Genomic DNA, 11,969 nt, shown 5'->3' on the forward strand with positions numbered 1-11,969 from the left:
ACTGACAAATCATGTTAAAACACAATCAATTAGAGCTGTTAAGTCCTGCGCGCGACATTGAGATCGGGCGTGAGGCAATTTTGCATGGTGCAGATGCCGTGTATTTAGGTGGCCCAAGCTTTGGCGCGCGTTACAATGCGGATAATAGTGTCTCTGACATTGCAAAATTGGTGGAATTTGCCAATCCGTATCATGCCAAAGTTTTTGTGACCCTCAACACCATTTTGCATGATGATGAATTGCCAAAGGCGCAAAAGCTCATCACAGAATTGTATGATGCGGGTGTAGATGCCCTCATTGTGCAGGACATGGGCGTATTAAAGCTCGACATTCCACCGATTGAGCTGCATGCTTCCACGCAAACGGACATTCGTACCTTAGATCGCGCAAAATTCCTCTCACAAGTGGGTTTTTCGCAATTGGTGCTTGCCCGTGAACTCTCTTTAAAAGAGATCAGCGCCATTCATGAGGCGGTGGATACGCCGCTTGAATTCTTCATCCATGGCGCATTGTGTGTGGCATTCTCAGGGCAATGTTACATCTCTCATGCTGATACAGGGCGCAGCGCGAACCGCGGCGATTGTTCCCAAGCGTGTCGTCTACCTTATACCTTAAAGGACAAGGAAGGGCGCGTGGTGGCGTTTGAGAAGCATTTGCTCTCCATGAAGGATAACAACCAAACGGAAAATCTAGGTGCGCTTGTGGAAGCGGGCGTGCGTTCCTTTAAGATCGAAGGGCGTTATAAAGATATGGCGTATGTGAAAAACATCACCGCCCATTATCGTAAAATGCTTGATCAGTTCTTAGAGGGAAATCCAGGGTATACGAGAAGCTCTTTAGGGAAAACGGTGCATCACTTTGTGCCCAATCCCGATAAAACTTTTAACCGCGGCGCGACAGATTATTTCGTCAATGCCCGTAAAGATGACATTGGTGCTTTTGATTCACCGAAGTTTCGTGGCGTAGAAGTGGGCGAAGTCTTAAAATTTTGTGGCAATCATTTAGAGGTGAAAACATCCGAACCTTTGGCCAATGGCGATGGTTTAAACGTGCTCATCAAGCGTGAAGTGGTAGGATTTAGAGCCAGTGAAGTCAAAGAGATTGGCGATAAGCGCTATTTGGTCTATTGGCATGAAGAGGCGCCTGAGAACATTGAAAAAGTGCGCATTGGTCAGCCTTTGTATCGCAATGCTGACACTGCATGGCAAAAGATGCTCATGCGTGAATCCTCAACGCGTAAAATTGGTGTGGACATTGTTCTAACAGAAACAAACGGGCAGTATCAATTAACATTAACGGGTGAAGATGGCTTAATGGTGATTCATCCGATTGAGGGCGACTTTGAGGCGGCAAACAATGTGGAAAAAACCTTACAAAACCTCGAAGAGGGATTGCGTAAATTAGGTGACACCATTTTTGAAGCCACAAGCGTGGTGATTGATGTAAAAACGGCGCCCTTTATGCCCAAGAGCTTACTCAATCAAATCAGACGTGATGCCATTGCCCGCTTAGAAGATGCATATCGCGCGAGCAATGAGCGCGGTATTCGCATTTATGAGGGCGCTGATAAGGCTCAATATCCTTCTGAGCACATCACATATCTTGAAAATGTCTATAATCATAAAGCGCGTGAGTTTTATGAAGAGCATGGTGTCAAGCTTATTGAGCCTGCATATGAAGCCCATCAAGAAAAAGGTGAAGTGCCGGTGATGATCACCAAGCATTGTTTGCGCTTTGCGTATAATTTGTGTCCTAAACAAGCCAAAGGCATTAAGGGCGTACAAGGGCAGGTGCGCGCTGAACCGATGGTGTTGATGCACAACGATGAAGAGATTCGTCTAGAGTTCAAATGTCGCCCGTGTGAAATGCATGTGATGGGTAAAATTAAGCCCCATGTCTTGAAATCTGCATTGGTAGGCAGTGAAGCGTAAAAATTATGCAATTAAAAAGTTGACAGAGGCAGCATTCTTGATTATTATGCATACCTCTTTCGGGTAGTTAGCTCAGCTGGTAGAGCATCGCCCTTACAAGGCGAGGGTCGGGGGTTCGATCCCCTCACTACCCACCATATCGAAAGGCTAGAATTCAATTCTGGCTTTTTTATTGCCTAAGACGTTGGCAACGATTGGTGAAAAATTGATCAATGAAGTTTGTTGACAAGATTACATTCAATCGGTATTATACGCACCTCTTCGGGTAGTTAGCTCAGCTGGTAGAGCATCGCCCTTACAAGGCGAGGGTCGGGGGTTCGATCCCCTCACTACCCACCATATCGAAGAAAGCTAGATGAAAATCTAGCTTTTTTTGTGTCTGTACAAAAATTATAAATAAATCACGATTTACTTGCCTTTTTTCGTGACGGCATTACAATGCGCATTTTGCGATCAGGAGAACGCTAAAATGTCAGAGCCCGCTGTCAAGAATGATTTGATCTATGGTCTAGAGGATAGACCGCCGTTACCTCAAACACTATTTGCAGCCTGTCAGCACTTGTTGGCCATGTTTGTTGCTGTGATTACACCCGCGATGATCATCTGTCAGTCGCTCGGATTATCGGCACACGATACGCAGCGCATCATCAGCATGTCATTATTTGCATCCGGTTTAGCTTCTTTAATACAAATTCGCGCATGGGGACCAGTTGGATCTGGTCTTTTGTCTATTCAGGGCACGAGTTTTAACTTTGTTGCACCATTAATCATGGGGGGCACCGCCCTTAAAAATGGTGGTTTAGATGACAATGCCATGATGGCGGCACTCTTTGGCACATTGTTAGTGGCAGCGATGACAGAAGTGATTTTATCGCGCGCCTTACATTTAGCCCGCCGCATCATTACGCCATTGGTGTCTGGTATTGTGGTGATGATCATCGGTTTATCCCTCATTCAAGTGGGTTTGACGTCCATCGGTGGCGGATATGATGCCTTGGCAGACAACACCTTTGGTGCGCCTAAATACCTATTATTGGCGGGCGTCGTTTTGGCGGTGATTGTCTTGCTCAATCGTCAGAAGAATCCATATTTACGCATTTCATCTTTAGTGATTGCCATGGGTGTGGGTTATTTAGCTGCATGGGCAACGGACATGCTGCCACACAAAGTATTGGAAGAAGTGCCATTGGTGGCAGTGCCTGAGCCTTTCTATTATGGCTTGAGCTTTGATTGGAACTTATTGCTGCCGCTCATTTTGATCTTTATGGTCACTTCTTTAGAAACCATTGGTGACATTACCGCAACATCGGATGTGTCAGCGCAGCCTGTGGAAGGTCCTTTATACATGAAGCGCCTTAAAGGTGGTGTATTGGCCAATGGCTTGAACTCAATGGTATCAGCCATTTTTAATACATTCCCGAACTCCTGCTTTGGGCAAAACAATGGCGTGATTCAATTGACAGGTGTGGCCAGTCGTTATGTGGGCTACGTGGTTGCGGGTATGTTGATTCTATTGGGTCTGTTCCCATCTGTGGCGCAATTGGTGCAACGCATTCCTGAGCCTGTGTTAGGCGGTGCGACATTGGTGATGTTTGGGACAATTGCCGCCTCTGGTGTGCGCATTGTTTCACGTGAAGCTTTAAATCGCCGCGCCATTATGATCATGGCATTGTCATTAGCCGTGGGTATGGGCGTTTCTCAACAGCCGGCCATTTTGCAATTTGCCCCAGATATGATTAAAACATTGTTCTCATCAGGCATTGCTGCCGGTGGTTTTACGGCGATTATTTTGAATCTGATCTTCCCAAGAGATGAAAAATAAATCATGTCGCATTGATTGAATCAAAAAACTCGCCAATCTGGCGAGTTTTTTAATGTGGGTGGATTAAAAATGATCCGCCATATACTGTTTCAGTGCGCGCCCTAAACGCAGCATGGCTTCCTCCATCTGATCGGCAGGTACAGATGAATAACAAAAACGTAAGGTAGAAAAGCACGGCTTATTGGTGTAAAAAGTTGCCCCGGGGATGAAAATCAATTTTTCTTTGATGGCATAAGGCAATAATTCTAGGGCATTGATGGATTGCTTTAATCGCGCCCATAAAAAAACACCGCCATCAGGCGGATGGTATGTCAAATGCTCCGAGAGATGTTCATCAATGGCTTTCGTTAGGGCAAAGCAGCGTTGATGATATGTGTGGCGCAGCCGATTGATTTGTGCATCGATGCGTCCGCTGTTCAGATACTGCTCAAGTGCCTTTTGGGATAAGCAGCTGCTGTTGATGTCAAGATATTGTTTCATGATCACAGCGGCTTGATAGAGCGGATCTTTAGCAATGAGCACCCCTAAGCGCAGGCTAGGGATGAAGGTTGTGGAAAAAGAGCCTAAAAAGAGCACCCGCTGCCCAAGCCCCATTTGTGACGCTAAGGTATAGATGCTCGGTAATACTTGGCCATCAAAACGCAGCGCGCAATAAGGATCATCTTCTATGATGATGAAATCATATAAATCCGCGAGCACAATTAAACGACGCCGCCGCTCAAGAGATAAGGTAATGCCGGTGGGATTGGCATTGTTAGACACCACATACAGCGCTTTGATGCGCTGCTGCTTTAAATGCTGTTCAAGGGCATCGGGAATGATGCCTTCCTCATCGCAAGCAATGGTGAGCATTCGAGCATGAGAAATTTGAAACGTTTGCATGGCCAATAGATAGGCTGCATCGGCAATGGCGATGGTGTCGCCAGGGTCTGTCAAAATGCGGCTGGCGATATGCAATGCTTGTTGGGCGCCAGAGGTGATGATCACCTCATTGGCTGAAGCATCAATGCCCCAATGCTTTTTGGCAAAGGGCAAGATGGCTTCACGGGTGCCGAGCAGTCCTTCGGTGAGTCCGTAACCGAAATCCTTTGTGGGCGCATCTAACGAGCACTGAATGGCGGTATGCACGCCATCAACATCATACAACTCAGCAGTGGTGACTTCTCCTGCCATGGAGATGACGTCAGGATTGTAACGCACATTACCCACCAGTTGGCGGGCCAGTGAACTGCTGATGCCTTGCAAGGGCTTCGCAATTAAATTGGTAATCTTCTGATTCATGGGCACACCTATGTATTATGTTGATCTTATATCGTTGTCTTATCTATATGTTGATTCCTTATGTTGCCTGTCCATTGTATCAAATCATTTTAATTTTGTTTGCCATAAGCTTGGATCAAAGCCAATAAAAATGGGCTGATCATCCTTCATCAGGATTGGGCGTTTAATCATGCTTAAGTTTGCCAGCAAAATGGGCAGAGCAGTTTTGACTGCTGCACATGCTGCTTGATCCTCTGCACTGAGTTTACGCCAAGTGGTGCCGCGTTTATTGATGACCACATCTAATCCAAAAGCATCGATCCACGTTTTTAATAGTTCAGCAGAAGGTGCGGATTTTTTAAAGTCGCTGAAAGTGTATTCAATGTTCTGTTCCGTGAGCCATGCACGGGCTTTTTTGACGGTGTCACAATTGGGGATGCCATAAATAATGAGCATAATGTACCTCATTTAAGATTCAGAAGATGGATATTCGCGACACACTTCACGATCATTTTCAATGCGTTTGACCCAGCCATCTTTTTCCATGCGGTTAAAAAGTGGGATCAGTTGTTTGCGAGAAAGATCGGTGCGTTCGCGGGCATCGGCAACGGTAAAGCGTTCGCCGAGTGTGCGGTTAAGCATGATGTTTTTCACCAATTGCTCATAGGCTTTGGTGCTAAAGAAAATGTCATTTTCAGTGGGGACGATGAGTTCTTTTTCCGTCAAAGCCCTCAGTAAACGTTTGATGCCCACAATGCGAGATTTACCGGCTTCAAAGCCTGCGCTGCCACAATCATCGATGGCATCATACAACTGCTGAAGGTTGTCCGGCAGTGTGTCGCTCGCCAGGTTAAAGGCATTGACAATGCCGCCTTTAATGCGCTGCCATTCACCTTTTTGGCAACCTTGCTCAATCATCGCTTCAGTCAGTGACAAGGGATGTTGAATTTGCTTGGCAATTTCTTCAACCGTCATGGCGCTGATGGCTTGATTGAGCACATCACTACAAGCTTGATGCAGTTTTTCAAGGGCGGCAGGTAAAATCCACCATTGCCCAAGGACAAGGGCGGTTTCAGGTTGTTTGACATCCGCATGGCGCTCTGTAAAACCATTGATCTGAATTTCGAGTGCCAGTTTTGATTCTAAATCGGCGCTTTGAATGGTCAAAGTGGTGAGGGCTTGTTGCAATACATCGCGCATAGAACGATCAAGGGGATGCATCCATGCAATTTTACCTGCGCCAATGATGTGGCTGCCGCCGTGCTGAATGATGAGCATCGGTTGCCCCCAAAAGGCAGGAATGGCCTCTTTGAGTTGTAGGCGCGCCAATTGTCCATCGGCATAGGTGAAGCATTTAGCATGTGTGTGCGTGGTGCCAAGCGCCACTTCCACCATGCCTTGTTTTTTTAAGGTGCTGCTAAATTGTGGGTCAAGCTGAATGATCCAATCATCGCTCATGGTGATGCTGCTACTGTCGGCGACTAAGCAGCTGCCACGTTTGAGGAGTTTTCTATTCACCTGTTTTAAGCCAACGGCGGTGCGTGAATAGGGCACGGCGGTTTCAACTTGTGTGTGATAACTCTGAAGCGAGCGCACTTTAACAGGCATATTGCCCGGAAAGAGTGTTAATGTGACGTTTTCAGTCAATGGTGCGCCGCGAAGCGTGCCGGTAACTGTGGTGCCAATGCCATTGACGGAAAAAACACGATCCACATACAAATGGGCGCCATGATCGAGTTCATCACGAGCTGGTAGATCATTGACTTTGCTTTCAATGAGGGTTTTGAGCTCTGTTAAACCGGTGCCTTGAATGCTGCTGACATGCACCACATCGGGCAGCGTGTTCATGGTGTCTAAAAAGCGCTCAAGGGCATCATCTTCCACCGCTTGGCGGCGTTGATCATCTACCAAATCACATTTGGTGAGCACCAAAATGCATTGATGTTTGCCCATTGCGGTGATGATGCGTAAATGTTCTTCAGATAAAGCTGCCCAGCCTTCATCGGCTGCCACCACGAATAAGACCAAATCCAAGCCCCAGACGGCGCTCACCATATTGCGGATGAAGCGTTCATGGCCGGGCACATCGATGATGCCAATTTTACTGCCATCGGTTGCTGTGAAATTGGCAAAACCAAGATCAATGGTCATGGCGCGCTCACGCTCTTCTGGCAAGCGCGAAGGGTGGATGCCGGTTAAGGCATGAATCAAAGAGGATTTACCGTGATCAACATGACCTGCGGTGCCAATGACAGCATTCATAACTCATCCTTTAGCTCAGCGAGTGTGCGAGCGACATAATCATATTCAGAGGGAAGAAGGGAGACAGGATAGATCACCACGCGCCCTTGTTGGATGACGCCAATGATGGGCGGCGTTTGTGCACGTAGATGGCTCAGCAGCACATCGGCCGGAGCAGGATGATCAATCGCTAAGGCATAGGTTGGGTATTTTGCGCGCGGCGTTGTGCCACCGCCCACCAAATATTCTGTTTTAATGATGCGAGTGCGGCCATTGGTTTGTTCAGCGAGCACTTCTGCCAAAATTTTATGGTGATTCAGTGGTTGGGCAATCGTCCATGCAGCGCGATTAACCGCGCTGTGTTTGTCATTCATTTGCGTGAGAAGTAGATTTTCTAATAAGGCATACGTCTCTTTGCCTGGACGAAATACACGCATCATGGGGTGCTTTTGGATTTTTTGGATGTATTGTGTTTTGCCAATGATGATGCCGGCTTGGGGGCCACCCACCATTTTATCCCCGGAAAAGGCGATCAAATCCGCACCTAATTTTTCATAATAACTGACGGTGGTTTCTCCGATCAAATGGGGTGATTGATTGCCTGAACCTTGATCCACTACGAGCATGACATGAGCAGGCAATGCATCGCGCAATGCTTTAGGGTCCACTTGCTCGGTAAATCCTTCAATGTAATAGTTTGACTGATGCACCAATAGCACCATGGCCGTGTTGTCTGTGATGGCATTTAAGTAATCGTCTAAAGTTGTGATGTTTGTGCTGCCCACATCTTTTAAAATTGCACCTGATTCTGCCAGAATCTCCGGAATGCGAAAGCCACCGCCAATTTGCACCTGTTCACCGCGTGAGACGATCACCTCTTTACCAATTGCGAAGGTTTTTAAAATCAAATGAATCGCTGCGGCATTGTTATTGACCACAACATTATCCTCGCCCCCAAAATAAGTACGGATCACGCGACTGAGCATGCCCATGCGGCTGCCACGCTTGCCATTGATGAGGTTAAATTCTAAATTTGAGTAACGGCAAACAGTGTCGCCCGCTTTATTCCAAAGAGTGCGATCAATCGGCGCGCGCCCAAGATTGGTGTGCACTAAAATCCCCGTGGCATTGATGACCGGTTGTGTTTTCTCCCGCGCAATGATGGTAAGTTCAGTGAGGATGATCACGAGAAGATCATCTAAATCAACATTGCCTTGTTCGCGGATTAAGGTTTGTTTGTAGTCATCGATGCTGCGGCGCACGATCTCAGTGACGATCGGGCGGCTCAATGTTTCAATGTAAGGGATGAGTTGTGGATGATTCAGTAACTTGCCCACTTGAATGATGTTAGATAATTGCACGTTGTTTGCCTAGTTGATGGATCACTTTAACCCTTAATTATAATAGAAATTGGGCAATAAATCTGTGCAAGAAACAGGAGGATTAACATTTGAGAATTGCCAGATGCAATGGTATAGTACACGCGGAAGTAAATGGGTCCTGGGGGCCCCGCGGTCTTCAACACCGTTGTCAGCCTATCGGCTGAGGTAGGTTCGATTCCTGCTGCTTCCGCCAAATAATACTAAAAAGCCCTTATATATCAAGGGTTTTTATCTTTTCTGGTTCTTTTATACCCTTATCTGTACCCTTATTTTTATTGATTGATATCAGATCATGGGGCGATTGATTGGAATAAATTAGGTTACAAAATTTTTGTAATAAAGATTGATATTTATACTTTCAATGCGTTTTTATATCTTGATATTGTATCTTTCGCGCGCGCGTATGTGACGGAAAACCCTCTTCATTAAATCATAGCCGTAATCTTGCCGTGATTCCTTGTGGTAATCTTGTTGTTCTAAGATGCCCGAAAAGCCTTTTTTATGGACTCTAAAAACTTAGTGCTATAACGTGTCTGAAAACTCTTTTTTTATGGAGTCCGCAAAACTCTTTTTTATAGCGTTCGTTTACTTCCTTTTTTATGGACTCTTAAAACCTAGTATTTAATATTCATCTGCTCTTAAATCTATATTAGATAACAGGTATAGGCTTGCTAATAAATAGCATACATATGGCTATATATATAAAGGACACCATATTCTGTGGGCTGAAATAGTAAAAAATAGTCTTAATAGCACCATATTCTGTAGGCTAAGTATTCTATTTTGATATTCAGCCGTTAAAATCTGTGGGCTACTTTGCTTCTAGCCTATAAAAAATGGTGTACTTAAATTAATTTTTAAGAGCATTTTTCCAATCATCAGGGGCTTTTTTCGTTGGCTTAATATCAATCTTAGAGAATCCATCTTTATTTAAACAATCATTAATCTTGTAAAAGCTTAGGGCGTATAGATTGGGGCGATTGTTTCGCCCACCTTGTCGGCTTAATATTAAAAAATTAGCATCTAGTAATTCTTTAATGGCTTTTCTTAGTGTGGTTTCTGATTTCCATCCTCGATCTTTCATGATCGAAAAAGCAAAAGATAAATCGCCGTTGTTTAATCTGTTATAAATTGCCATAGCATCTACAAGCAATTTAACGGCAATAGGCGAAAGGGAATAATATTCCTTACTGTTGAATACATCATGCCTAAACATAGAAAATTTAGCGCCATTAATCTCTTCCTGTGCTTTTAATTTGCTTTTCTTGTAGGCTTGTTTTTTTGCATAACTCATAATGATAAATCTCATCATTTAGAAAACTATAGCTCGATTGTTCAAAGTTGAAAATTAAGCTATAGTTTTATGACTGAATAAATTATTTATTTAGTACCTGAATGGGGCGCTTTTACTTTGGACGGTTGAGCGCTTTTTTCTTTCCTGTATTCATCCAGTTCTTTTTGAAGATGCTCAGGGATAAAAATTAAATAATATCGCCTGAATTTTGATTCAGAGCCAAAACGGTTGGGAATTATTTCATCTATATGATCAAACTTGCATCCTTTAGCTTCTAATTCGCTTTTAGTGGTGTTTATGCACGTGTCACCATATCTCGGAGCTTCTAATTTATTTAAGCTTGTATGGCTTAAAATATCGAGCATATAAACAAGCTTATTTGTAAGAGATTTCTTTGTCATATTAAATCCCTCCTGATTGATCATAATTTTTGATTGAATTGGTTATGCTAATCATTTCCTTAGTCATGTTTATGATTTGCTCATTTACCGCATGTTTAAGGCTTAATAATGTAATGAGATCTAGCTTCATTTCTTGAAGTTGATATAAACAATTTTCTTTAGCTGTTAAAAATGTGCCTATCGGGATATGCTCGGATTTAGCGACTAGGCATAAATTCACATCATTACTCATTGCTGTGATTACAGAATCTAATAGCCATTCATTACCATGAAAAGTATCTCCTTCATTTAGCCAGGCTCTGATATTGTCTCGTCTAGCATCTGTAATAAATTCGATGATTTGGCTTGTATAAATATCCTGTAATGCTTCGATCATATCCTCAGTTGTATTTCTTCGAGCTTGATCTTGTGATTTATTAAGGTTTTGAATAGGCATGATTAAATACCTCCCTGAGCTGTATCACGCTCTGTAAGGCGATCATTAATCCATGTTTGGATCTCTGAGTATTCCCATAATGAATTTTTGCCAAATTTTGCAGGCTTTGGGAATCTACTTTCTTGAATGTAGTTATAAATACTTGCTCGTGATAAGCCAGTGAGATTGATAACTTGATTTAACCTAATAAACTGTTTTTCTGTATTCATCTTAAAACCTCTGTATGGATGTGATTAGAGGTTTTAAGAATATAAAAAATGAATATGGAAATATCCTAATTAGGTTTTTTTTATGATTTAGGATAGTTTTCGATAGCTTCCTCTATAATTTTATTAATCGTATCATCTGATAGATTTACACCGAATAATTCTCCTTGTCTTTTTAGAATCCCAGCGGTTTTAAATGTCATGCCCAATGGTAGTTTTGTGTCGCTATATAATAAAATCGATATTAGTTTGAGCATGCTGTTGTGACGTTTTTTGTAAGCTATATTTTGTTTTATGTTTTTTTTATGGTTTACGATAAATAGCTCTAAATTCTCGGGGCGTATAATTATGATGCTACCTAAGGGCAGTTCATTTGCGGGTATATCAGTATCGGGAATGTAAGAATTATTTTCTTCAATATATCGTTCGGGTATATGAAGTTGTAATTCAGCATATTCTGATTTATCTATAGATCTAAGGTATATTCCATATTCGGGAAAATTTTCTTCATAAAATTCATCATTTTTTGTAATGAATAATGATCGTAATAATTCGGTGCTGTGATGAATATTTATAATATCCCATATACCTTCAATATTTTTTAATGTCTTTTGGGTGCTGAAATTATTTATTATATCTCGACCTATTTCAGGTGCTGTTGGATAGAAGGTTTGTATGTAATCATTTTCTTCATCTTTATTCATAGGATATTTCAATAAAATTGTATCGCTCCCTTTATTTTTAACAAAAGCAGGAAATAGCTCTCTATTTGGTAACATAACAGATAAAATTAATTGGTTATTCATTGCTAATCTATACAGATCAGCTTCCAATATTTCTTCGTTTAACTTTAAAGAGAGGTATCGTACGGTAATCCCCCCTAAAAATAATAGGATTCAAAAGTAGAATTTTCGCTTAATATTAATTTAAATAAGTTAGGAGATTCTTAATGAAAACATCTAAATTTACTGATAGCCAAATCATGGCAATTTTAAA

General features: G+C 42.9%; 11 protein-coding genes and 3 tRNA genes. 5 read left to right on the forward strand and 9 right to left on the reverse strand.

The window, feature by feature from the left end; all coding sequences use genetic code 11:
- Positions 1 to 8 precede the first annotated feature (8 nt).
- From B9T20_RS09585 to B9T20_RS09600, 4 genes are all read left to right on the forward strand, one after another.
- Positions 9 to 1,931, forward strand: a complete 1,923-nt coding sequence (locus B9T20_RS09585) for a U32 family peptidase (RefSeq protein ID WP_199415243.1) — start codon at positions 9 to 11, stop codon at positions 1,929 to 1,931.
- 61 nt (positions 1,932 to 1,992) lie between these two features.
- Positions 1,993 to 2,068, forward strand: a tRNA-Val gene (locus tag B9T20_RS09590).
- Positions 2,069 to 2,194: 126 nt separating this feature from the next.
- Positions 2,195 to 2,270: transfer RNA gene (locus tag B9T20_RS09595), tRNA-Val, on the forward strand.
- A 130-nt stretch (positions 2,271 to 2,400) separates the two neighbouring features.
- Entirely contained in the window at positions 2,401 to 3,753 is a 1,353-nt protein-coding gene (locus tag B9T20_RS09600) for a uracil-xanthine permease family protein (RefSeq protein ID WP_008316340.1), read from the forward strand.
- Positions 3,754 to 3,816: 63 nt separating this feature from the next.
- Here the strand turns inward: B9T20_RS09600 and B9T20_RS09605 are convergent, their stop codons facing one another.
- From B9T20_RS09605 to selA, 4 genes are all read right to left on the reverse strand, one after another.
- The gene (locus B9T20_RS09605; RefSeq protein WP_094490842.1) at positions 3,817 to 5,034 is read right to left on the reverse strand and encodes a PLP-dependent aminotransferase family protein; all 1,218 of its coding nucleotides are present in this window, start codon (positions 5,032 to 5,034) and stop codon (positions 3,817 to 3,819) included.
- 84 nt (positions 5,035 to 5,118) lie between these two features.
- A complete protein-coding gene (locus B9T20_RS09610) occupies positions 5,119 to 5,469 on the reverse strand; it encodes a Spx/MgsR family RNA polymerase-binding regulatory protein (protein ID WP_094490843.1) in 351 nt (116 codons plus the stop codon).
- 12 nt (positions 5,470 to 5,481) lie between these two features.
- Positions 5,482 to 7,275 (reverse strand): selenocysteine-specific translation elongation factor, encoded by a 1,794-nt coding sequence (selB, locus tag B9T20_RS09615; protein ID WP_094490844.1) that lies wholly within the window; start codon positions 7,273 to 7,275, stop codon positions 5,482 to 5,484.
- Positions 7,272 to 8,615, reverse strand: a complete 1,344-nt coding sequence (gene selA, locus B9T20_RS09620) for an L-seryl-tRNA(Sec) selenium transferase (protein WP_094490845.1) — start codon at positions 8,613 to 8,615, stop codon at positions 7,272 to 7,274. Before selA ends, selB begins: the two co-directional genes overlap by 4 nt.
- A gap of 124 nt (positions 8,616 to 8,739) precedes the next feature.
- Here selA and B9T20_RS10140 point away from each other — a divergent pair.
- Positions 8,740 to 8,829 (forward strand) — tRNA-Sec (locus B9T20_RS10140).
- 657 nt (positions 8,830 to 9,486) lie between these two features.
- Here B9T20_RS10140 and B9T20_RS09625 read toward each other — a convergent pair.
- From B9T20_RS09625 to B9T20_RS09645, 5 genes are all read right to left on the reverse strand, one after another.
- Positions 9,487 to 9,930, reverse strand: coding sequence for a hypothetical protein (locus B9T20_RS09625; RefSeq protein WP_094490846.1), 444 nt, complete (start codon positions 9,928 to 9,930; stop codon positions 9,487 to 9,489).
- Between the two features lie 86 nt (positions 9,931 to 10,016).
- Positions 10,017 to 10,331, reverse strand: coding sequence for a hypothetical protein (locus B9T20_RS09630; RefSeq protein WP_148138457.1), 315 nt, complete (start codon positions 10,329 to 10,331; stop codon positions 10,017 to 10,019).
- A gap of 1 nt (position 10,332) precedes the next feature.
- Complete coding sequence (locus tag B9T20_RS09635; RefSeq protein ID WP_008316353.1) at positions 10,333 to 10,767, reverse strand: hypothetical protein; 435 nt, start codon at positions 10,765 to 10,767, stop codon at positions 10,333 to 10,335.
- Positions 10,768 to 10,769: 2 nt separating this feature from the next.
- Positions 10,770 to 10,976, reverse strand: a complete 207-nt coding sequence (locus B9T20_RS09640; protein ID WP_094490848.1) for an AlpA family transcriptional regulator — start codon at positions 10,974 to 10,976, stop codon at positions 10,770 to 10,772.
- 80 nt (positions 10,977 to 11,056) lie between these two features.
- A complete protein-coding gene (locus B9T20_RS09645) occupies positions 11,057 to 11,779 on the reverse strand; it encodes a hypothetical protein (RefSeq protein WP_094490849.1) in 723 nt (240 codons plus the stop codon).
- Between the last annotated feature and the right edge of the window lie 190 nt (positions 11,780 to 11,969).

The sequence above is a fragment of the Wohlfahrtiimonas sp. G9077 genome, from assembly GCF_002252155.1.
GTDB lineage: Bacteria > Pseudomonadota > Gammaproteobacteria > Cardiobacteriales > Wohlfahrtiimonadaceae > Wohlfahrtiimonas.